The organism is Kangiella japonica, from assembly GCF_039523535.1.
Taxonomy (GTDB): Bacteria; Pseudomonadota; Gammaproteobacteria; order Enterobacterales; family Kangiellaceae; genus Kangiella; species Kangiella japonica.
Genome location: NZ_BAAAFM010000001.1, coordinates 354608 through 377562, shown reverse-complemented (window position 1 = coordinate 377562; position 22955 = coordinate 354608). Strand labels below are relative to the sequence as shown.

The following is a 22955-nucleotide window of genomic DNA, read 5'->3' as shown; positions in this document are numbered from 1 at the left end:
ATGCATTTGATAAGAAAAACGGTAACTGCATTAGTTTTAGCGGGATTATTTTCTAAAGCTCAAGCCATCGAGCCCTTTGTAGTTAAAGATATTGAAGTTGAAGGATTGCAACGAATTTCACTGGGAACCTTTTTTACTGAGCTACCAATCCGAGTCGGTGAGACTATTGATGACTCGCGAGCCCCTTCGGTTATTCGATCTTTATATAGTTCAGGTAACTTTGACTTTGTAAAATTAGAAAAAGAAGGTACTACTCTAAAGGTTTTAGTTGTAGAGCGCCCAATTATTTCAGACATCATTATTGACGGTAATAAGGTCTTAAAAACTGACCAACTCAAGGACGGCATGAAAAATGCTGGGATTGCAAAAGGTGAGGTACTGAATAACTTTGTGCTTGATAAAATTGAGCAGGAAATTACTAACCAGTACTTTTCAAATGGACATTATCACCTCAGTGTAGAAAAAAAGATAGTTGAGCTCTCTCGTAACCGTGTTCAGTTGCGTATTAATATTAAAGAGGGTGGTTCTGCTCGAATTAAAGAGTTCAACTTAATCGGTAATAATCTTTACTCCGACCAAGAGCTAATTTCTCAATTTGAGTTAAGCACTGGTGGAATGTTTACTTTCATTACTGATGACAATAAGTATTCAAGTACAACTTTAGAGAAGGATCTAGAAACCCTAACCTCGTACTACAAGGATCGAGGATATTTAAAGTTTTCTATCGACTCTACCAATATATCTTTGTCTGATGATGCTGAGGATATCTACATTACTATCGGCATCAGTGAAGGGGAAATTTATAATGTTTCTGACATCGATATTCTTGGGGATTTCACTGTAAGCGAAGAAGTCATCAGAGGACTTATCCCTTTAAAAAAAGGTGATGTGTATTCAGCTGCGGCAATGACATTTGCTGAAGAGCAAATCAAACAGTTATTAGGTCTTTATGGGTTTGCTTTTGCAGAAGTTCGTACCATTCCTGAAATTAATGAAGACACCTCGGAAGCCAAGCTGACAGTCATGGTGAGCCCCGGAGAGCGATATTATGTTGACAAAGTTACATTTAAAGGAAATGTGACAACTGATGAAAATGTTCTTCGTCGCGAATCACGAGTACTTGAAGGCGGTGCATTATCATCCGCTTTAGTTGATCGTTCAAAATTGCGTTTGCAACGCCTCCCATTTATTGAGCAGGTGACCGTTGATACGGTTAAAAAAGAAGGAACGACAGACAGAGCTGATGTAAATTTTGAAGTAAAAGAGCGTAATGCCGCGCAAATTAGTGGCGGTTTTGGTTATAACGACTTTTACGGGTTTAGTATCAACGGTGAGTTATCCCATCAGAATTTTATGGGCACAGGAAACTCGGCCTCTATAGCTTTAAGTACCAACAAAGCTGTTAAGAGTGCAAATGTTAGTTACACGGATAATTACTTTACGCAAAGCGGAATTGGGCTTAATACGAGCTTGAACTATAGTGAAACAGACTATGGCAAATTAAATTTAATTGCACAAAGTTTAGATACGATAGCGTTAGGTTCGACTTTTTACTTCCCAACAGGAGAGTTCTCAAGTTTTAGTGCTGGAGCCCGAGTCTCAAAGAACTCATTAACGTCACCACAAACTGATTCGCAACGTGTAATCGACTTCTTCAGCCTACTTGGATCTGATTCTAGAAGAGAGTCAAAAGTCGACTTTGATGTGTTCTCAGTAAACTTTGGCTTTAGATACAATACGCTGAACCGAGCTATTTTCCCATCTAAAGGTGTAGATCATAGTTGGAGGTTGGAAGTAGCGACTGATATAGGTGATTTAGAATACTATAAAGCCACTTATGACTACGGTTTCTATTTGCCAATTAGTGATAATAATGAATGGATATTTTCTTGGCGTGGCACTATGGCCTACGGCGATGGTTTAGGTGATACGCCTTATTTACCATACTTCACAAACTTCTATGCAGGGGGAAGTGGCTCTCTGAGAGGCTTTGAAGGTAATACTGTGGGCCCTCGTGATATTAGAAGATTTAGAAGTACGGTTTCAGTGCCCGGAACGATACCAGGCTCTGGTAATACAACTGTATATTTGCCTGACGAATTTGATAGAGTAGCAGTAAGCCGTTACTCAATTGGTGGTAACGCTAAGTTGATTAATTCATTTGAGCTTATTTTCCCGACACCGTTCGTTGAGGATAACTCAAACGTACGTACAAGCTTCTTTGTGGATGCAGGTAATGTGTGGGATACTGAATTTGATGTTGGTAGATTTGAACAGCTACAAATCGATGGTAATAGCGTGTTAGGCTACGTCCCAGATTTTGGTGATGCTAGTAATTTCCGTGCATCATACGGTATTTCATTACAATGGTACTCACCATTCGCACCATTACAATTTAGTTTGTCTCGTCCCCTTAAAAGCGAGCCTTACGATGATACTGAAACCTTTACATTCAATATCGGTAAAACATTTTAATTAAATTTTTGGAGATTTATTTTGAAAAAACTAGTAATTGCTTTATTTGTAAGCCTTTCAATGTTACCAGCGCTAGCGAGCGCGGAGTTAAAAATTGCTGTAATAGACACTAATTATATTATGGCTAAATCACCTGAGCGTGAAACGGTAAAAGAAACTTTAAATAAAGAGTTTAACGGGCGTAAAAGTCAGCTTGAAAGAGAGTTTAAAAAGCTAGAAGACGATAGAACTGAGTATATTAATAATGCCAAGACGATGTCCGAATCACAGCGTACTAAAACCGAGCGTGAATTAAAAAAGCGTGCCTCTGACTTTAAATTGAAAGAAGATGCATACAAAGAAGATTTTCAGCGCCGTAGCCAAGAAGAAATGCGTAAAGCAGGTCAAAACTTGCAACAAGCTGTAGAGAAAATTGCTAAGCAAGGTGGTTACGATATGCTATTGGATCGTCGTGCTGTGCCATATATGGGCGCTTCTGTGAAAGACGTCTCTGAGCAGGTTTTACAAGAACTGTCGAAATAGTAGCTATATAAGGAGTCGTTTTGCAAAAAACACTTCAAGACATAGCTCAGTCCATTGGTGCTGAGTTACAAGGAGAACCGCAGTTAATCATAACTGCGGTTTCGCCGTTAGATACGGCTGAAAAAAGTCATATAAGCTTCATCAATGATCCTAAGTATATTGCCAAGATTGAAGGCTCTTCAGCTTCTGCACTGATTGTGACTCCAGATGTTGCAGAGAAAGCATCAGGCAATCTGCTTATTATGGCTGATCCCTATTTAGGTTTTGCTAGAGCGGCGCAAATATTTGACTCTACTCCGAAACCTTCCGCGATTATTAGCGAAAGTGCGGCTATAGATGAGTCAGTAACGATAGGCGAAAATGTTTATATAGGACCAAATGTCGTAATTGAAGCTGGAGTGACTATTGGAAGTGGTTGCATTATCGAGTCTGGTGTCTTTATTGGTCAAAATAGTGCCATTGGTCCCAACACTCGAATCTATCCTAATACTGTCTTATATCATGGCATATCTTTAGGTAAAGACTGTATTATCCACGCCAATGTGGTGATTGGCTCTGATGGCTTTGGTTATGCGCATGATCAAGGTCAATGGGTCAAAATCCCTCAAGTGGGCGGTGTTGTCATTGGTGACGATGTTGAAATTGGAGCCCATACGGCGATAGACCGCGGAGCACTAGAAAGCACAACAATTGGCAATGGGGTCAAACTGGATAATCATATTCATGTGGCTCATAATGTGACGATTGGAGATTACACCGCTATAGCGGGATGCACAGCTATTGCTGGCAGTGCCAAAATCGGAAAATATTGTACAATAGCAGGGCGAGTCAGTATTTTAGGACACTTAACGATTTGTGACAAAGCACATATTACAGCTACAACCTTTGTCAATAAGTCGATTACAAAGCCTGGTGCCTACTCGTCAGGTACCACCCATCAAGATAATAAAGACTGGCAGAAAAGCGCGATTCGCTTCCGTCAGTTGGATACTATGTGGCGTAAAATGAAACAGCTTGAAAAAGAGTTGCTTCAACTGAAACAAGATAGAGAAACCGATAATGAGTGATAATAAACAGCCGAACGAATTAAATAGCATGGATATTTACGAAGTGATGCAACATTTGCCTCACCGCTATCCTTTTCTGTTGATTGACAGAGTGCTTGACTACACGCCAGGTGAAAAGTTAACAGCAATTAAAAATGTTACTGTAAATGAACCATTTTTCCCAGGTCATTTCCCGCACCGCCCTGTGTTTCCTGGTGTTTTAATGTTAGAAGCTCTAGCGCAAGCGACGGGCATCCTTGCTTTTAAAACGACCGAAGACTTGCCAAGTGAAGATTCCTTGTATTACTTTGTGGGTATCGATAACGCTCGATTTAAGAAGCCAGTAGAGCCAGGTGATCAGTTGCTAATGGAAGTTGAAGTCATAAAGCGTAAGAGAGACATGTGGAAGTTTAAAGCACAAGCAACTGTAGATGGTAAGGTTGTTTGCTCTGCTGAATTAATGTGTGCTCGTAAAGATATTTCGTAAGGACTTAGTGTGATTCATAAGACCGCTATCATTGACCCAACAGCTAAAATTGCTGATAACGTCGAAATCGGACCCTACTCGATAATTGGTGCTGAAACATCAATAGGAGAGGGCACGGTAATTGGTCCACATGTCGTAATTGGATCTCACACCGAGATTGGCAAGAACAATCGTTTTTATCAGTTTTCTTCGATCGGCGAGGAAAACCAAGATAAGAAGTACTCGGGAGAGCCAACCAAAACCATTATTGGTGACGGCAACGTCTTTCGTGAATGTTGTACGGTGCATCGCGGTACGATACAAGATCGTGGTGAGACGCGAGTCGGTAATAACGGCTGGTTTATGGCCTATACCCATATTGCTCACGACTGTATCTTAGGTGACGACATTATCATGTCTAACAACGCCACTTTGGCAGGTCATGTCAAAGTGGGCGACTTTGTTATTCTTTCAGGTTTCGCAAAAATCCATCAGTTTTGTAAAATCGGTGATCATGCGTTTGTCGGGATGGACTGCGCGATTAGTAAAGACATACCTCCATTTGTTCTGGTTGCAGAAAATGCACCTTATGGACTTAATGCGGAAGGTCTTAAACGTCGTGGTTTCTCAGCCGAGTCGATAAGTGCGCTGAAAAAATCCTATCGCTTACTTTATCGTAAGTCGCTGAAAATCGATGAAGCTATAGCTGAAATGTCACAACTCAAAGATGAAAATGTTGACTTTTTAGTCAGCTTTTTAGAGTCGGTTGAACGTGGCATTCTGAGATAGAGGGGCGCAAATGCTTCCTGTAAAATCGATACAACGAATTGCAATTGTCGCCGGAGAAGCCTCCGGCGATATTTTAGGTGCAGGATTAATTTCTGAACTTAAAAAGAAGTATCCTAATGCTGTCTTCGAAGGTATTGCCGGCCCATTAATGCAAAAAGAAGGTTGTGCAAGCTTATATCCGATGGAATCACTATCGGTAATGGGGCTATTACCAATCTTGAAGAAGTTACCAGAGCTATTAAAGCTACGCTCTAATCTGGCACGCTACTGGATTGATACAAAACCTGACTTATTTATTGGGATTGATGCGCCTGAATTTAATATAGGCTTAGAGCAAAAGCTTAAAAGCAAGGGCATTAAGACCGTTCATTACGTCAGCCCTTCAGTCTGGGCCTGGCGTCCAAAGCGTATCCACAAAATCAAGAAAGCTGTGGATTTAATGCTGTGCTTATTTCCATTCGAGCAAGATATTTACCAGCATCATGCCATTGATAATTTTTGTGTAGGCCACCCGCTTGCCGATGAGGTACCGCTTGAATCGAACAAGGTGGAAGCTCGTCAACAATTATCACTCGATGAAGAAGCCCAATTCGTATGCCTCATGCCTGGCAGTCGTGGCTCAGAGATGAAGTTGCTCGGCCAAGACTTTATCGACATGGCCGTGCTGCTGAAAAAGTTTTATCCAGAGATTCAGTTTGTAGCTCCAATGGCGAATGACAAGCGAAGAAGTCAGTTCGAGCAACAACTAAAGGTAGCCCAAGAAAAGCATGGAGAACTACCAAAAATCACCATAATCGATGGACAATCAAGAGTCGCGATGGCCGCATCTGATTACATAGTAATGGCATCCGGAACGGCGACGTTGGAAGCGATGCTAGTGAAGCGTCCAACGGTTGTTGCCTATAAGGTTGGCCCCATTAGCTATAAAGTGTTTAGAAAACTACTGACGATTGATACTTTCGCGATTCCAAACCTACTGTCGAAGCAAATCTTGTTACCTGAGCTGATACAAGAAGATTGTACACCAGATAACTTATTTGCCGAGGTTCGAGCTTGGATTGGAGAAGATGAAAATAGTAACGGTCAACGTTGGTTAAAAGTCCATGATGAGTTTATGCAGTGGCACAAAACATTAAAGAAAGATGCTAACGTATATGCAGCTAACTCAATCGAGCACTGGTGGTCTGAGAATGGCCTGCGCGAACATGAGGTTAATCGATGATCGACAAGATGAGCATGCGTCCGCTGTTAGTCGCTGGAGTTGACGAAGTAGGTAGGGGCCCATTAGCAGGTCCTGTAGTCGCCGCCGCAGTTATTCTTGATCCAAACAAACCTATAGAAGGCTTAGCAGACTCTAAAAAGCTCACTGAAAAGCGCCGTCAGGCCTTGTCGGAAGAAATCATGGAAAAGGCATTAGCTTGGTCAATTTGCCGTGCAGAGGTTGAGGAAATTGATAAGCTCAATATTTTGCAGGCGAGTTTGTTAGCCATGAAACGAAGCGTCGAGACATTATCACATCAACCAGAACTAGCTCTGATTGACGGCAACCATTGCCCCCAACTTGACTGTGCGATGGAAGCTATCATCAAAGGCGATAGCAAAGAACCTGCGATCAGCGCAGCATCTATTTTGGCGAAAGTGGCTCGTGATAATGAGATGGTCGAGATGGATGAAAAGTACCCTGGATATGGCTTTGCAAAACATAAAGGCTACCCCACAAAGCAACACCGAGAAGCGATAATGGCCCTAGGTATCACTGACATACACCGCAAATCTTATGCGCCGGTACAAAAACAGTTGAACCTGTAAAACCATTGGCTTAATTTAAGAGCTGTTGCATAAGAATATTACTGCAATGAGGCATCGACCTCCTTATAATGGAGTTGGTTGGTTAGCAGACACCGCTAATTATGCTTGCTTAAAACCACCTCAGATTATTAAAACAGAATCCACTACTAATACAAAAACAATGACGGTACGTTGACGATATGGCACCTCGCTTTATTCATCTAAAAGTTCACACTGAATACTCTATGGTTGATAGCCTCGTGAGAGTAAAGCCACTGCTGAATGAGTGCGTTGAGCAGCGAGCGCCAGCAATCGCCATGACCGATCAAATGAACATGTGTGGCTTGGTAAAGTTCTATTCGACAGCAGTCAAGTCTGGCATAAAGCCAATAGCTGGTGCCGATTTACTTATACAAGACCCTAGCGACGAGGATGACTATTTTCGAGTGACTGCTTTGTGCATGAGCACAGATGGTTACCTCAATCTCAAATACCTAATTTCACGTGCCTATTTAAAAAACCAACATCGAGGATTACCGTTAATCAAAAAAGAGTGGCTAGTCGAGCTCAATAAAGATTTGATTATCCTTTCAGGTGGCAAAAAAGGGGATATTGGTAAAGCCGTATTAGCTGGCAAGATGGACAAGGCCGCAGAATTTCTTGGCTTTTGGAATCATCATTTCTCGAATCGATTCTACCTTGAATTACAACGAACCGGCCGCCCTTACGAAAACGAATATATTCACCAAGTTATCGGTTTGGCCCAAGGCTCAGGAACGCCAGTGGTCGCCACAAACGACGTACGATTCCTTGAAAAAGAAGATTTTGATGCGCACGAGGCTCGTGTCTGCATTAACCAGGGCAGAGTATTAGCGGATCCTCGGCGCCCTCGTGAATATTCAAATCAGCAATATTTACGCACAGAGCAAGAAATGGTCGACTTGTTCGACGATATTCCGGAAGCCATTGAAAATACAGTAGAAATTGCAAAGCGTTGCAATATGGACTTGCGCTTAGGTGAGTACTTTCTACCCGAATTCCCTATCCCAGATGGCATGACCATTGATCAGTATTTTGAGCATGTTGCTAAAGAAGGCTTGGAAGAAAGACTTGATCACCTCTATGACCGCAATGCTGATAACTTCGCTGAGATCCGCAAGCCTTACGACGAGCGTCTACAGGTTGAGCTAGACGTTATTAACTCCATGGGGTTTCCAGGCTATTTCTTAATCGTTGGTGACTTTATCCAGTGGTCGAAAGATAACGGGGTTCCAGTTGGGCCTGGACGTGGTTCTGGTGCGGGTTCTTTAGTGGCATACGCCATGAAGATTACCGATCTTGATCCGCTAGAATTTGATTTGCTGTTTGAGAGATTCTTGAACCCTGAGCGTGTTTCTATGCCCGACTTTGATGTTGATTTCTGTATGGAAGGGCGTGATCGCGTGATTGAGTATGTGGCAGAGCGTTACGGTCGAAACAGCGTTTCGCAGATCATCACATTCGGTACCATGGCAGCGAAAGCGGTAATCCGTGATGTAGGACGTGTGTTAAGCCATCCTTATGGGTTTGTCGATAAAATCGCTAAGCTGATTCCATTTGAAGTAGGTATGACGCTAGAAAAAGCCTACGAGCAAGAACCTGAACTCGTGCGTATGTATGAGGTCGATGAAGATTTCCGTGAAGTGTGGGACTTAGCACGTAAGCTTGAAGGTGTTAAGCGTAACGCAGGTAAGCATGCTGGTGGTGTTGTAATCGCGCCGGGAGATCTTGAAGAGTTCGCACCTTTATATTGCGACGAAACCGGTGCCAACGTGGTAACTCAGTTTGATAAAGACGATGTGGAAAGCGCGGGTCTTGTTAAGTTTGACTTCCTAGGTTTGCGAACGCTTACCATCATTGATTGGGCTTTAGAAACGACCAACAATATCTTGCAGAAGAAAGGTGAAGAGCCGGTCGATATTGCTCGTATCGATACCGAGGATCCACAAGTTTTCAAGCTTCTACAAGAAGCGAATACCACTGCCGTATTCCAGCTTGAGTCGCGTGGTATGAAGGACTTGATCAAGCGCCTTAAGCCTAACCGTTTTGAAGATATTATTGCTTTGGTAGCGCTGTTTCGTCCCGGCCCACTTCAGTCAGGCATGGTTGATGACTTTATTCGCCGTAAGCATGGTTTGGATAAAGTTTCTTACCCACATCCCGATTATCAGCATGAATGGTTGAAAGAAATCCTAGAACCTACTTACGGAATTATTTTGTATCAAGAGCAGGTGATGCAGATTGCGCAGGTCCTGGCTGGCTACTCACTCGGTGGCGCTGATATCTTACGTCGTGCCATGGGTAAGAAAAAACCTGAGGAAATGGAGAAACAGCGTAGTATTTTTAAAGAAGGCTCTGAGAAAAACGGTGTCGATGGCGATCTAGCCATGAAAATTTTCGACTTGGTTGAAAAGTTTGCGGGTTATGGTTTCAACAAATCACATTCAGCAGCCTATGCCTTAGTCGCTTACCAGACCGCTTGGTTGAAGACGCATCACCCAGCATCATTTATGGCAGCGGTTATGTCTTCTGACATGGACAATACAGACAAAGTTGTAACCTATGTCGAAGACGCAGAGATGCAGGGTATAACCATCACGCCACCGGACGTCAACAAGGGGCAATATCGCTTCTCGGTAGACGAAGAAGGGCGTATCGTTTATGGCATCGGTGCGATCAAAGGCGTCGGTGAAGGTGCGATCGAAAGCATCGTCACAGAGCGCGAAGCTAACGGCCCTTATGAAGACTTATTCGATTTCTGTAGTCGAGTAGACCTTAAAAAAGCCAACCGACGTGTTCTTGAGTCACTGATCCGCGCTGGTGCGCTGGACCAACTTGGGCCAAACCGTGCCACACTAATGGCTTCATTAGATGAGGCGATAAAGGCGGCTGAGCAATTTAATAAAAGCCAAGCCGTAGGTCAGGATGATTTGTTTGGTAGCGTCGTCGCCACAACAGCTAGTGAACAGCATCAGTATGTAAGAGTCAGACCTTGGACTGATGAGCAGGTGCTTCAAGGCGAAAAAGATACCCTTGGACTCTACTTAACCGGGCACCCAATCGACCGTTACGTGCCAGAAATTCAGCAGATGAGTGTTACCCGTTTGCGCGACTTACAACCCACTGGGCGAGGTAGAACCGCACGTGTTTCAGGGTTAATTATCGCCATGCGTGTGATGACCACAAAGCGTGGCGACAAGATGGGAATCCTAACCATCGACGATAAGTCAGGTCGTTGTGATATAACGGTTTATGCTGAAACATTCGAGCGCTATCGTGATGTTTTAACCAAAGACAGTGTCGTCGTCATTGATGGTGAAGCGCGCCATGATGATTATTCTGGTGGCACTAGCGTTAGTGCAAACAGCGTTTTATCCTTTGAGCAAGCGCGTGAGCAATACTGCAAGAAAATTGTAATTACTGTCTCGGACACCATCATTGGGCCAGATACCATGACTGAGCTTCATGAGAAGCTTAATCAGCATAAAGACGGAAGTTGCCCTGTGGTTGTGAACCTCCAATACCAACAAGCTAAACTTGCCGCTGATTTTAAATTATCCCCCGAATGGGCCGTCCAGCCAGCTGACGCCTTAGTATTTGCACTGAAGCATATTCCCGGGTGTGTTGAAGCAAAGGTGGAATATTAGCCATATATAGTCATTGCGAGCCATGGGAAGGCGTGGCAATCTCTCTAAGTTATTTTGAATAATGATTGTAAGTAATTGATGTAGCTACTCTAAATACTTAGATGCCTGAGTATTGTTTGTTCATTTATTACCTAAAGGCACTTCCTTTGGTCGTTTGCATGCCCAAAGAAAACGAACCAAAAGAAAGGGCACCCAATCGCTAGGCACTTTGTGCTTCCCTCACTCTAAACAGTTTCTCACGCGCCGCTAAACGAAACCTCCCTGTTTCGTCTTAGCTAAATTAGGCATCCTGCCTAATTTGCGCTATAACTGTTTATCATTCGGCTAGCTCCTAAGGGGAAAGGGGCGCTATTTGTAAAAAATTGACAGTGGCAATAAGGTGCAACTATGAATCCTGACTTACTACTCTACCCAATGTTTACTCACGTTCTGTGGGTGGCTTTTCTCTATGTTTTGCTTACGTTAGTACGTGCGCCTGCGGTATGGGGCTTTATTAAGTCTAAGAAAGAGTCTTGGGCTGAGGTTGAGCCACGAATTAGTGCGAATCTGTCGAATCAGTTTGAGTGGCCGCTACTCTTTTATGTGGTGTGCGTGTTATTAGTTAGTCAAGGAAGCGTGGTTGAGCCTGCTCAGGTTTGGTTGGCTTGGGTGTTTGTTGCTGGGCGTTTATTTCATAGTTTTGTGCAGATATTGACTAATAATATTCGTCTTAGGGGGCTAGTTTTTACTATTAACTTTTTAGCTGTACTAGCAATGTGGATGATTATTTTGTGGAAGCGATTATTGAGCTAGATTAGTAATAAAAACTGAGTAGAAACTATTAATTTCTATAGAAGGTTAGATTGGGCTGTTAAGCCCAACCTAAAAAGAGACTTATCAGTTAAAGCTTCTTCTTCAGCCGCTTTTCAACCATCTTCTTTTCCCAGTTGATTTTGAATATATTGATCACTTCATAAGCTTGTAGGCCATGGAATATGAGGCCTAATGTCCAAGCCCCCATGGGATGAGCATCTCTGAAATCTTTCCTGCGAATATGAAAATAACGGTGAAAATGATGTAAAAAAGAATGTGGCTGTAAAAATCTTTAATGCCTTTTACGTATTCCATGGCACCAGCCTCTTCATCAGTCACTTCTTCAATAGGGCGCTTTTCTAGTTCAGTTGGTTCGTTAGTATTGGTTGTGTTCATTACAGGCTCCTGGGTTTGAGGTTCCTGAGTGTTTCTTGATTGCTTCTCAGGAGGTTGAAACGTGGCGATATCCACTTCAAACACAGCGGCGAGAGTTTTCTGACTTTCTAGGCTGGCTGGCTGTCCACGTTCAATACGCTGAATGGTGCGGACACTAAGCCCAGTCATTTCGGCGAGTTGTTCTTGTGACCATCCGTTACGTAATCGTAGTTTTCTTACAATCATGTTTTCCAATCCTAAAAGTTAGTTAAAGCTTCACAGCCTTGCTTGTTTGCGGTGGCTATCGAGTGAACCTGTATTATTAAAATACGCCGTTGAGTATACCACGACATCCATATGACATAGTCAGGACAGCGAGTACTTTTCGACCTGACATTAAGGTGACAGTTTAATAAAATCAATGAGTTGTGAGATTTTATAATAAGCTGTAAATGATAAATATACCAAGACCGAGACAACTAAGGCCGTATAAGTGGATGAGCTTAATGACGGTAGGAATCACTTTTTGGGCGAAAGAGCGGTGCCATCGCCAAGGCAAGCCCACAAGCATGAGTGAGGTGATAATAACTATCCAACCGAAAACCCCAAAGAATTCACTGAATTTCATGTTTGGCGAGTGGATAACCAGTGCTGTGCCGACAATAAGCCTGAGCGCTTGTTCGAGGAAGTGATGCCAAGGTGTTTTAACAAAAGCATTGAGGAAGCGAATAGCTTTTAGCTTAGCGACAATGACCATAACCTCAAAGAGTGTTAGCCCCAGAGCGAAAAGCCACAAGATCACTTCTGTTATCAATGCCATTGCTCACCTCAAGGCAGGAAATACAAGTTATTTATAGCACGCCTTCATGTTTGAGTAACCACTCTTTGGCTGTTAGCCCGCCAGCATACCCAGTTAGCGTTCCGTTAGCACCAATCACGCGGTGGCAGGGTACTATGATGGATATGGGGTTTTTGCCATTAGCTGCGCCTACTGCACGACTAGCGTTTTTATTGCCAATAGCCTGCGCCAGTTGGCCATAATTCCAAGTTTTACCATAAGGGATTTCTTGTAGCGTCTGCCACACCTTTTGTTGGAACTCAGTTCCACTAGGCTCTAAAGGGATGTCGAAGGTTTGGCGTGTGCCTAGAAAATATTCTTTAAGCTGTGACATGGTAATATCAAGAACTGGATTTGAGGTGTTTATTACTTCGTGAGTTTGAACTTTAGCCCATGGTTTAAAGAGCAATGCTTTTAAATGTTGCTCGCTGGCGTAAAGGTGGACAGTACCGAATGGGCATATCATCTGTTGGTAGTAAGTGGTCATAGAATATAAATTACTCTTTATAGCGAGTTCCAAAGGTGCAGCGTGGCATAACTGCGCCATGGACTCCAATGGTCTGTTTCAGTTATCTCGTGGGCCTTAAGCGCTTTTAGCACCCCTAAATCTTTAGCGGGGAAAGCGTCGGTATCTTGGCCGCTACGCAGTTTTATGTATTCGTAACTCCAAGGCCCAATCCCTTTAATATCAAGAATATCAGCCAAATCGACGCTGTGATTGCTCTGTTCGGACTCGACAAACCAGGTGGCAAAGTCAGTCAGGGTTTGTTTGCGCTTGTGAGGCATCTTTAAAAAGCTAAGGTCGGCTTGCATCACTTGCTTCGGTGTGGGGAATAATTGATAGCGCTCGCTGTAGCGACTGCCAACACGCTCGATAAGTTGCTGAGCATGACCATAGGCGGCCTTAACCGAAACTTGTTGCCCTAAAATAGCTTTTATTCCAGCTTCAAAAGTATTCCAACAAGCTGGTAGGCGTAGTCCATTTGTCAGTGCAGATTTGAGTTTTGTGTCTTTTGCCAAGTGTTGCTCAATGGTGATTACGTCGCTGTCGAGGTCGAGAACAGTTTTAATCTGAGCAATCGCCGGCATTAGCTGTGTGTTATCGCTTAGCTCAATGCTGACATGAAAACGGTTCCTCTGGGCCTCATGAGTAGCACAAAAGAAGCCACTAGTCTGATTTAGAGTAAAGGTTCGACTGTAGCTATTGTCGGTCACTGTTTCGATAGCCGTCAGTTCGCGCTGCTTGAGGAACTGTTGCATTTGTGGCCAGTTATAAGGCGGCCGGTAATACAGTTTTAGTTCTATCGTTAGAGACTCATCGCTATCACCGCTGGACTTTTTTCGCAGTTCACTCGGCGAGAGTCTCATGGTGTTCTTGAAGCTATCATTAAAGCGTCGAACGCTGTTAAAACCCGAACTCAGCGCTATGTCTGTAATCGGCAGTCGCGTTTGTTGAAGTAGCTGTTTCGCTAACATCAGGCGCAAGTGGTTGGCGTAACTCTGTGGCGACATGCCTAAATGTTGTTGGAATATTTTCCGTAAATAACGATCGCTGATCCCCAGTGATTCGCTGAAGTGCTGAATGGTCTGAGTATTTAAGACACCTGATTGAATTCGCTGCATGGCTTTGAACAAAATAGCTTCGTTACCGAGCCAAGCAGGGGAGTTCGGGGCAGTTTCCGGGCGACAGCGTAAACAGGGGCGAAAGCCTGCCTCTTGAGCTTGGGCCGCACTGGAGTAATAAAGCACATTATCTTCTTTGGGTGGGTTTGCTGGACAAATTGGGCGACAATATATCTTAGTAGTTTTTACCGCCACAAAGAATTTACCGTCATAGCGAGCATCGCGCGCTAAACGTGCCTTTTGGTAACTATCAGTCGTAGGAAGTGTACTGTCATTCATGGCCTTATGCTATCACTATTATGATAACTGGTTAGCCAAAATCGGAACTAAATATTACCTAACTGGTTTAGTGGGAACCAGTCATAAAATTAAAAGTCATAATTGGTATATGGTTTTTAACATTAATAAGAATGAGTAAATTACAACAAAGGATATATATTGTGATAATGACTTGGAAGCAACTATCTGTTTTAACCTTCTCTTTGGCTATAAGCTCTAGCCTCGTACTAGCTGAAGTGCCTGCGTCAGAATCAAGTGACAACCCAGCTGAAATAACTAGTGTTAACTTGGTTCGAGCCGCGCTCGATAGAACTCATCATCACGTTATCTACGAAGGTTCTTACCGAAACATTGACTATCCCATGGGGGATGTGCCTGAAAATATTGGCGTTTGTACCGATGTCGTTGTGCGCAGTTACCGGAAATTAGGTTTAGACCTACAACAGCTGGTGCATGAGGATATGAAGGCTAATTTTGAGCAATATCCTAAAAACTGGGGGTTAAAGCGTCCTGATACCAATATTGACCACCGCCGAGTGCCGAATTTAGAACGCTTTTTTGAACGTCATGGGCAAACTTTAGCGATAACGGATGATGCCAAAGACTATTTGCCGGGTGATATTGTCAGCTGGCGCTTAGCCGGTGGTTTACCGCATATTGGTATTGTGACTAACAAAAAATCACCTCAAAGTGATAATTACATGATTGTGCACAATATAGGACTTGGGCCTAAGCTAGAGGATGTCTTATTTGATTACAGAATAGTAGGGCATTACCGCTATTTACCCCGTTCGACAGACATTATAGTGGAGAGCTAAGTGAAAGGAGTTAAACACCTGTTTGTCTGAATTTAATACAGTGTACCGACCAGTTGCAATAGGATGCAAAGTTACCTTTTATAAGCTTATGATTTTGGGTTAGAATAGAGAAATTACGCCATTAATAAACCAGTTGAATAGGCATGAGTTTGAACTTTTTGGATTTTGAGCGCCCAATTGCAGAGCTTGAGGCGCAGATTGATGAGTTACGCTTAACAGGCGAAGATTCTGAAATTAACATCAGCGAAGAAATTGATCGCTTAAAAAAGAAGTCTAAAGATTTGACCAAAAAAATCTTTTCGGACTTATCCGCGTGGCAAGTCGCACAACTCGCGCGTCACCCTCAGCGTCCTTATACGCGTGACTATATTGAGCATGTGTTTGATGATTTTGATGAGTTGGCTGGCGATCGTGCTTTTGCCGATGATGCTTCAATTGTTGGTGGTTTAGCACGTTTAGATGGCAAGCCATGTATGGTCATTGGTCATCAAAAAGGCCGTGATACCAAAGCTAAAATTAAGCATAACTTTGGTATGTCTCGCCCAGAAGGTTACCGTAAAGCGAAACGCTTGATGGAAATGGCGGAGCGCTTTGACCTACCAGTTTTCACATTTGTTGATACTCCTGGGGCATTCCCTGGTCGCGGTGCTGAAGAACGTGGTCAGAGTGAAGCGATTGCTCGAAACCTTAAACTTATCGCAACTTTGAAAACACCAATTATCGTGACAGTTATCGGTGAAGGTGGTTCTGGTGGTGCTTTGGGTATCGGTGTTGGCGATAAAATGAATATGCTCGAATACTCGACTTACTCGGTAATTTCTCCTGAAGGTTGTGCTTCAATTCTTTGGAAAAGCGCTGAAAAAGCTGAAGAAGCTGCTGAAGCAATGGGCATTACCGCCGATCGCATTAAAGAGCTTGGTTTAATTGATAACATTATCAAAGAGCCTTTAGGTGGTGCGCACCGTAACTATATTGATATGAGCAAAACGTTAAAAGCGCAGTTAATTAAAGACCTGGAAAGTGTTGAAGCACTGGACAGAGATACTTTGTTACAACAGCGTTTTGATAAGTTTATGAGCTTCGGTGAAGTCGCCGAAAGCTAATGAACTCTCGCACACTCAATGTCTAAACAAGAGCCAGTAAGCGTTGCTATTTCGACGTTTCTGGCTCAATTTATTTCTCAAAAAAATTCCTCGAAAGCCTCAAACGCTGATCACAGCCAGACCTTCACCATCGCACTCAGCGGCGGCGCCGACTCGGTGGCTTTGCTCCACGCTATTTCTTCGCAATACCCCAAAGACAAACTAAAAGCGATCTATATAAATCACCAGCTACAAGCTGTGTCTGACGAGTGGGCTGACTTTTGCCAGTCCTGGTGTCAGGAGCTTGGCGTGGATTTTGAAGTTATAGCCGTTGAGGTTGATCAAAAAGCCGCGAGTTTAGAAAACTCAGCGCGTAAAGCGCGTTATCAAGCTTTCTCAAAAGTTATTGATAGTGGGCAATGTTTATTAACTGGGCATCATCAGGACGACCAAGCTGAAACCTTATTATTACAACTCTTTCGAGGCGCAGGGCCAAAAGGCTTGTCGGCTATGCCGTACATCACCTCATTTGCTGAGGGATACCACGCTCGGCCGCTACTGTCAGTCTCCAAGGCTGAGGTATTGGAGTATTGCAAAGAGCATCAATTAAGCTTTGTAGACGACCCTTCGAACCTTGATACTCAGCACCGTCGAAACTTTGTGAGACACCGTGTCATTCCTTTGTTGGAGCAAGAGTGGCCACAGCTAACAACCACGCTTTCACGAGTGAGTCAGCTACAAGCGGATACGCAAGTTATCGTTGAGGAGCGCGCGCAGGAAGACTGGGAGGCTTGCTATACCGAAGGAAAGGGTTTGTCGGTTGAAGGATTAAAGAAGTTGTCAGAAGTCCGCCAGAATAGCCTGATTCGTTATTGGTTTGAAAAGCTTGGACTTGGTATGCCGAGCGTTAAAGTGTTAGAGCAGCTTTTGTCGCAGATGTTAGAAGCGGAAACTGATGCGCAACCGATGATTGAATTTAAACAAGGTAGTCTTCGACGTCATCAAGATCATTTAGTTTGGCTGTCTCAACATAGCTCGAGTAACTTTAAAGAGCTCGAGGACACCACATGGGACGGTAAGAAAGATCTACAAGTAGCTGATGGCATAACTATTACTGCAGAGTGGCTAGAGACCCATTACCCAGAGCTTATAGGGGAAAATCTTGTAGTGAGTTTGCGCCGTGGTGGTGAGCGCTTTAGAAAAAAGAACGCACGTCAAAGCACTAGTTTAAAAAACTACTTTCAAGAACAAAAGTTCCCGGCTTGGCAAAGAGATGTATTATTACTGATTAAACTTAATGACGAAGTTAGAGCCGTTTATGCTGAGCACCTAAAAGATTCGCTTTAACTTTTCTACTGTCCAGTCATGATGTGATGCCCATTGTTCAACAATTCTTAGGTCATCGCTTTTATTTAAAGGTCTAAAACCAGGCGTTGTTTTTTTAAGTGCATCTTCTATGGCTAGATTGTGAGCATAAAAAATAGGGTCTAAGAAAGGCATCAAAGTGGGCTCTTCTAAGGCAAAGTTCACGGGCTTTTTGTTGGCTAAAACCTCGCTATCGCTAAAGTTAAAGCCAAACTCATCTTCTGCACCAGCGTTTGCTAATACTTTATTATTAAACCATTCCTTTTTGTAGCTAAGACTCAATAGGTTTTTAATTCCTGTTGCCGTAATTATAATGTCAGCTTCCTTAATCGCAGCTTCAACCTGTTGTGGTAACTCTGCCGATACAGCTTCATAACCTCTAGAGCTGATTTCTTTAAGTCGCTCAGGAAGCATATCGACCACAGCGATATTGGGTGTCTTTTGTGAAAAGTAGTAAGCAATTCCAGTGCCGACTTTACCAAAGCCGAAAATTAAAACTTTTGTATCTGCGTCAGGCTTCCCATGTAGCTCAGTAATAGCACGATAGACACCTTCGCCAGTTCCTAAGCAAGTCTCAAGCGATTTAAGACGAGTATCGTCGACCGATACAATCGGAACTTCAGAGCTTTGAATCTTTTCATAATGCATGGCGCCGGTTCGGGTCAACTCGACGATGCCACGCTTGGCTTGGCAGTTCCTGATAAGTTCTGCACCGCAGTCTAATAAGAAATCGAAAGAGCCCTCGAGTTTATCGAGAGATTTATATTGAACACCTTCATAAGTTAGGGTTTCAATTGCCAGCGGCGACTCTTTAACAAAACTAGGATTGGTTACGGTAACCGTTGCGCCCGATGCTTTAAGACAGGCTATTTTCAGAAGCGTGGTCTGTGTTAGGGGTACATTGTGCGCAATTGTCATACCGGCAAAGGGTTTGCGGCTGGCATAGTCCTGCACCATTGTGTGCATAAAAGGAGCTGACTGTTGGTCGTAAAGCTCAAAGAATGACTGGAAGTTGTTCATGATTGGCTAGTATTAAAAAAAGCTTTGATATTCGTTTCTTGCTTCATGGCGTCATTATAGCCAAGCTCGATGAGGTGGCGAGTAAAACCTTTATCGAAGAGCAGATAGCTTAGAATGCCATTACCATCCTCGCCATCGACGCCGATACGTTTAAAGAAAAAGCGCAAGCCCTTAGGAAGATTCTTAAAATATTGGCCTGCTAACTCAGCTGGTTCAATGCTAGGGGATATAATAAAAGTGTCCACTGCTTTTAAAGGGAGTTGTTCACGAACGATGTCAGACTCTGGGATATGCGCCAACAGGGAGTTGACGCGCATTAAACGCTCAATATCACTTTCTAAACTATCAATAAAGACACTATCAAATAAATGCCCTCCGATATCGCCTACTGTGGGAATCGATGTTTTATGCTCAGGTTCACCTCGCAGAGGCTTTACTGTAACGACAAATAGTTTGTCTGCGCCAAGGTGCAAGGCAGGGCTTAGTGGTGTCAAAAAGCGCAGAGAGCCATCACCAAAATGTTCATCACCAATTTGTTGGGACGGGAACACCATCGGAATAGCCGATGATGCTAGGAGGTGCTCAACGTTTAATTTGCTCACTCGGCCGTAGCGACGAAAACGTTTCCACTCAATTAAGTCTGGATGCCCTTGGAAAAAACTCACTGAATTACCAGTGTTGTAGTTATAGCAAGTAGTGCAAACGGCTCTTAACAGACCAGCTTGGTGATTTTTTTCAATATCATCGAAGCGAATAACGTTTTCTAGCAACTTTCTTAATGGCGTATTATTAAGTAGAGACAATGGCTGCTTTAAATTATGGTTAGGCCTAAAAATATTCCATAACCATCGAAAAGCATTTTTACTCAGGGTGCCAAGACTGGTTTCGTAAACTTGTTCAGGACTAAAGTTTGCCCAGATTTCCTCTAATCGCTTAGTCCCATAGTCAAACTGATGGCTGTTGCTCGCCATAGCGGCTGCATTAATAGCGCCTGCGGAGGTTCCGGTTATAATTTTGAAAGGGGAGTGTTTGGGATGTCCTAGAATTTGGTTTACTGCTTTTAAGACGCCGGCTTGATATGCTGCTCTTGCACCACCTCCTGAAAGAATCAGCCCAGCAGAATTATCATCGAGCTCATCGTTAGCGATTTTGCTATCAACCATCGCTATAGCGCCCAGCGCTTGCGAAGTGCTGCGTAAACTTTATTTGGATACTTTGCGCGACCGCGAGAGCCGTTGTAACGCCCTAAGGCGTAGGTTAGGTTGTTTTTTTCTTTATCGATGTAGAGTTTAAGGATATAGCACCCGTAACGAATATTCGTTTCCATATCGAATAAAGAGTCGTTTGTGTGGCCTATTTCTTTTTTCCAGAACGGCATAATTTGCATCAAGCCTCTGGCGTTAGCGACGGAAAGCGCATAACGGTCAAAGTTACTTTCTACTTCCATTATAGCTAAAACCAGTTGTGGGTCGACGCCCGCTTTATGGGCATATCGATGTACAAGAGACAGGATTTCTAATCGCTCAGCTTCGGGAATGTGAGGTGCGCGTCGCTTTAATCGCCCCTCCATATCCTTCATCCAAACAGTTGCATCGTATTTGTCTGTGAAGTGATTTTCTTGCTCCATCAACTTCTTAAGTTGGGCAGTAAAAGTTTCGTCGGGGCGCTCTTGTGCGAAAGCTAAGGCGCCCCAAGTCAGTAATACGAATGCAATTAGTGTGTTTCGTAACATCCTGAAAATATTGCTTAATTATTGTTGATCTTACTTTGAATATAATCCACAACTTTTGCAACTTCAAGATCCGCTTTATCTGAGTTGTCACGGTTTTTATATTCAATGGTGTCATTTTTAAGACCACGGTCACTCACCACTAAGCGGTGCGGTATGCCCACCAACTCGGTATTAGCAAACATTACACCAGGACTTTCTTTCTGATCTAGGAATAAGGTTTCAATTCCAAGCGACTCAAGACGCTGGTATAAAGCTTCGGCCACTTGCTGCACATTTTCAGATTTATGCATATTCATTGGAATGATCGCTACTTTAAACGGCGCGATTGATTCCGGCCAAATAATACCGTTTTCATCATGATTCTGCTCTATGGCAGCCGCCACAATTCTAGATACGCCGATACCGTAACAGCCCATAGATAAAGGCTTTGCTTTTCCATTTTGGTCCAACACAGTGCAATTCATGGATTTCGAATACTTATCACCCAGCTGGAAAATATGACCAACCTCAATACCACGCTTAATCTCTAGCACGCCTTTGCCATCTGGACTCTTGTCGCCAGCAACGATATTTCTTAAATCAAACACATCAGTATATTCAGCGTCACGTTTCCAGTTCACACCTTTTAAGTGGTAGCCGTCTTCATTCGCGCCACAAGCAAAATCGCTCATAACGGCCGCATCACGGTCAGCAATGACTGGAATCTTTAAATCCTGAGGTCCACAAGAACCAGGCGCACAGCCCGCGGTAGCTTTAACTGTTTCGTCGCTAACCAACACTAATGGATCGGCGATTAACTCATGTTTCGATGCTTTGATTTCGTTTAACTCATGGTCACCACGCAAACAAAGTGCAACCACAGGCTGTTCCTCACTTGCGCCTTCGACGAATAACGTTTTCAAAACATCGCGAGTTTCGATTCCCATCGACTCAGCGGCTTCTTTAACACTTCGACAGTTTGGAGTCGCGACTTTCTCAATGTCTTGTGTTGGCGCAGGCGCTTCGCCCTCTGGCGCTAAGCACTCGGCCTTTTCAATATTGGCGGCATAATCACTTTCAGTGCTGAACGCGATGGCATCCTCACCCGATTCCGCAAGAACGTGAAACTCATGAGAGTTACTGCCACCGATAGCTCCAGTGTCCGCTAATACTGGGCGGTAATCTAATCCAATGCGGTCGAACACATTGCAGTAGGCTTGGTGCATCTTCTGGTAGGTTTGTTCTAACGACTCATCATCAATATGGAAAGAGTATGCATCTTTCATGATGAACTCACGTGAACGCATGACACCAAACCGTGGACGTACTTCGTCTCTAAACTTCGTTTGAATTTGGTAGAAGTTCGCAGGGAGCTGTTTGTAACTGCTTAATTCATCACGAATTACTGATGTGATGATTTCTTCGTGTGTTGGGCCTAAGCAAAAATCACGTTGATGGCGATCAACAAAGCGCAGAAGCTCGGGGCCAAACTGATCCCAGCGACCAGACTCTTCCCATAAATCCGAAGGCTGAACAGAAGGCATAAGCATCTCAACTGAGCCAGCCTTGTTCATTTCTTCGCGCACAATGTTTTCAACTTTACGCAGAACGCGTAAACCCGTGGGGAGCCAAGTATAGAGCCCAGATGCTACTTTGCGGATCATGCCCGCACGCAGCATTAATTTATGGCTAATAAGCTCAGCATCACTCGGATCTTCTTTTAATGTTGAAAGTAGATATTGGCTACTACGCATTGGGTTCCCTAATTTATTAATAATTTATTGCAAAATAGTCGGCTATTGTAGCAAGTATTATAGGGTCGACAAAGTTACTTCAGCGTATTATGTGGCTGTGATCAGAGACTTTTTTGTCTGTTTTTTGTACAATCGAAGGGTTGTGAGAGTTTATGTCTTACAACACTAAGCGTAGTGAGTGTGAGTTTGCGTTCTCATTATTAATATGAGGGTAAGGTTATGACTCGCGTAAAAGTAGGTTTTTTAGCTGTTATAGGTCTAGGATTCATGGCGTTAGTAGGGTGTAATACCACCTCACAAAATGATTACCTAGTCGAAAGTTCTGACGCGGATGATTACGTTTATGTCGTTGATTACGAGAAAATGGCTTTAATTGAAGCTGCCAGCAGAACTTCACACTCGAATCTAGACACGGTTTGGGTGAATCCACCAATAAAGCGCATTAAACGCAGTGAGCTGGATAGAATGCACGGCAAATAAAAAGCCTGCCGTAGCAGACTTTTTATTGCTGAATATTACTTTGAAG

The 22955-nt window shown here is 43.4% G+C and carries 21 protein-coding genes; 13 read left to right on the top strand and 8 right to left on the bottom strand.

Annotation, left to right across the window (positions count from 1 at the left end; all coding sequences use genetic code 11):
- The 9 genes from bamA (at nucleotide 1) to ABD128_RS01685 (ending at nucleotide 11564) form a co-directional block, all read left to right on the top strand.
- Nucleotides 1–2475, top strand: coding sequence for an outer membrane protein assembly factor BamA (bamA, locus tag ABD128_RS01725; protein WP_343985596.1), 2475 nt, complete (start codon nucleotides 1–3; stop codon nucleotides 2473–2475).
- A gap of 21 nt (nucleotides 2476–2496) precedes the next feature.
- The gene (locus ABD128_RS01720; protein ID WP_343985594.1) at nucleotides 2497–2997 is read left to right on the top strand and encodes an OmpH/Skp family outer membrane protein; all 501 of its coding nucleotides are present in this window, start codon (nucleotides 2497–2499) and stop codon (nucleotides 2995–2997) included.
- A 20-nt stretch (nucleotides 2998–3017) separates the two neighbouring features.
- Nucleotides 3018–4064, top strand: a complete 1047-nt coding sequence (gene lpxD, locus ABD128_RS01715; protein WP_343985592.1) for a UDP-3-O-(3-hydroxymyristoyl)glucosamine N-acyltransferase — start codon at nucleotides 3018–3020, stop codon at nucleotides 4062–4064.
- A complete protein-coding gene (gene fabZ, locus ABD128_RS01710; protein ID WP_343985590.1) occupies nucleotides 4057–4530 on the top strand; it encodes a 3-hydroxyacyl-ACP dehydratase FabZ in 474 nt (157 codons plus the stop codon). Before lpxD ends, fabZ begins: the two co-directional genes overlap by 8 nt.
- Before the next feature lie 9 nt (nucleotides 4531–4539).
- Complete coding sequence (gene lpxA / locus ABD128_RS01705; RefSeq protein ID WP_343985588.1) at nucleotides 4540–5298, top strand: acyl-ACP--UDP-N-acetylglucosamine O-acyltransferase; 759 nt, start codon at nucleotides 4540–4542, stop codon at nucleotides 5296–5298.
- Between the two features lie 10 nt (nucleotides 5299–5308).
- Entirely contained in the window at nucleotides 5309–6520 is a 1212-nt protein-coding gene (gene lpxB / locus ABD128_RS01700; protein WP_343985586.1) for a lipid-A-disaccharide synthase, read from the top strand.
- On the top strand, nucleotides 6517–7107 hold the full coding sequence (rnhB, locus tag ABD128_RS01695) for a ribonuclease HII (RefSeq protein WP_343985584.1): 591 nt from the start codon (nucleotides 6517–6519) through the stop codon (nucleotides 7105–7107). Before lpxB ends, rnhB begins: the two co-directional genes overlap by 4 nt.
- 179 nt (nucleotides 7108–7286) lie before the next feature.
- Entirely contained in the window at nucleotides 7287–10772 is a 3486-nt protein-coding gene (gene dnaE, locus ABD128_RS01690; RefSeq protein WP_343985582.1) for a DNA polymerase III subunit alpha, read from the top strand.
- Between the two features lie 387 nt (nucleotides 10773–11159).
- Nucleotides 11160–11564 (top strand): MAPEG family protein, encoded by a 405-nt coding sequence (locus ABD128_RS01685; protein WP_343985580.1) that lies wholly within the window; start codon nucleotides 11160–11162, stop codon nucleotides 11562–11564.
- 189 nt (nucleotides 11565–11753) lie between these two features.
- On the opposite strand, the gene ABD128_RS01675 is transcribed toward ABD128_RS01685, so the two are convergent.
- The 4 genes from ABD128_RS01675 to ABD128_RS01660 all read right to left on the bottom strand — a co-directional run bounded on the left by ABD128_RS01675 (nucleotide 11754) and on the right by ABD128_RS01660 (nucleotide 14679).
- Nucleotides 11754–12185, bottom strand: a complete 432-nt coding sequence (locus tag ABD128_RS01675) for a helix-turn-helix domain-containing protein (protein ID WP_343985576.1) — start codon at nucleotides 12183–12185, stop codon at nucleotides 11754–11756.
- A 190-nt stretch (nucleotides 12186–12375) separates the two neighbouring features.
- Nucleotides 12376–12759 carry a hypothetical protein gene (locus ABD128_RS01670; protein ID WP_343985574.1) on the bottom strand — a complete coding sequence of 128 codons (384 nt, stop codon included), beginning with the start codon at nucleotides 12757–12759 and terminating at the stop codon, nucleotides 12376–12378.
- Nucleotides 12760–12790: 31 nt separating this feature from the next.
- A complete protein-coding gene (locus tag ABD128_RS01665; protein WP_343985572.1) occupies nucleotides 12791–13264 on the bottom strand; it encodes a methylated-DNA--[protein]-cysteine S-methyltransferase in 474 nt (157 codons plus the stop codon).
- A gap of 17 nt (nucleotides 13265–13281) precedes the next feature.
- A complete protein-coding gene (locus ABD128_RS01660; protein ID WP_343985570.1) occupies nucleotides 13282–14679 on the bottom strand; it encodes a DNA-3-methyladenine glycosylase 2 family protein in 1398 nt (465 codons plus the stop codon).
- 167 nt (nucleotides 14680–14846) lie between these two features.
- On the opposite strand from ABD128_RS01660, the gene ABD128_RS01655 reads away from it, so the two are divergent.
- From ABD128_RS01655 to tilS, 3 genes are all read left to right on the top strand, one after another.
- Nucleotides 14847–15497 (top strand): DUF1287 domain-containing protein, encoded by a 651-nt coding sequence (locus tag ABD128_RS01655; RefSeq protein ID WP_343985568.1) that lies wholly within the window; start codon nucleotides 14847–14849, stop codon nucleotides 15495–15497.
- 143 nt (nucleotides 15498–15640) lie between these two features.
- Complete coding sequence (gene accA, locus ABD128_RS01650) at nucleotides 15641–16600, top strand: acetyl-CoA carboxylase carboxyl transferase subunit alpha (RefSeq protein ID WP_343985566.1); 960 nt, start codon at nucleotides 15641–15643, stop codon at nucleotides 16598–16600.
- 18 nt (nucleotides 16601–16618) lie between these two features.
- Nucleotides 16619–17926: a tRNA lysidine(34) synthetase TilS gene (gene tilS / locus ABD128_RS01645; protein ID WP_343985564.1), complete on the top strand. Its 1308-nt coding sequence runs from the start codon at nucleotides 16619–16621 to the stop codon at nucleotides 17924–17926.
- Here tilS and ABD128_RS01640 read toward each other — a convergent pair.
- Genes ABD128_RS01640 through ABD128_RS01625 form a run of 4 tightly spaced genes read right to left on the bottom strand, consistent with a single transcriptional unit; the run spans nucleotide 17909 to nucleotide 22429 of the window.
- Entirely contained in the window at nucleotides 17909–18964 is a 1056-nt protein-coding gene (locus ABD128_RS01640) for an NAD-binding protein (RefSeq protein ID WP_343985562.1), read from the bottom strand. The genes tilS and ABD128_RS01640 overlap by 18 nt on opposite strands.
- Nucleotides 18961–20127: a patatin-like phospholipase family protein gene (locus ABD128_RS01635; RefSeq protein WP_343985560.1), complete on the bottom strand. Its 1167-nt coding sequence runs from the start codon at nucleotides 20125–20127 to the stop codon at nucleotides 18961–18963. Before ABD128_RS01635 ends, ABD128_RS01640 begins: the two co-directional genes overlap by 4 nt.
- A gap of 2 nt (nucleotides 20128–20129) precedes the next feature.
- Nucleotides 20130–20696 carry a transglycosylase SLT domain-containing protein gene (locus ABD128_RS01630; RefSeq protein WP_343985558.1) on the bottom strand — a complete coding sequence of 189 codons (567 nt, stop codon included), beginning with the start codon at nucleotides 20694–20696 and terminating at the stop codon, nucleotides 20130–20132.
- 14 nt (nucleotides 20697–20710) lie between these two features.
- Nucleotides 20711–22429: a proline--tRNA ligase gene (locus ABD128_RS01625; protein ID WP_343985556.1), complete on the bottom strand. Its 1719-nt coding sequence runs from the start codon at nucleotides 22427–22429 to the stop codon at nucleotides 20711–20713.
- Between the two features lie 219 nt (nucleotides 22430–22648).
- Between ABD128_RS01625 and ABD128_RS01620 the strand changes: the two genes are divergently transcribed.
- Nucleotides 22649–22909, top strand: coding sequence for a hypothetical protein (locus ABD128_RS01620; RefSeq protein ID WP_343985554.1), 261 nt, complete (start codon nucleotides 22649–22651; stop codon nucleotides 22907–22909).
- Nucleotides 22910–22955: the final 46 nt, after the last annotated feature.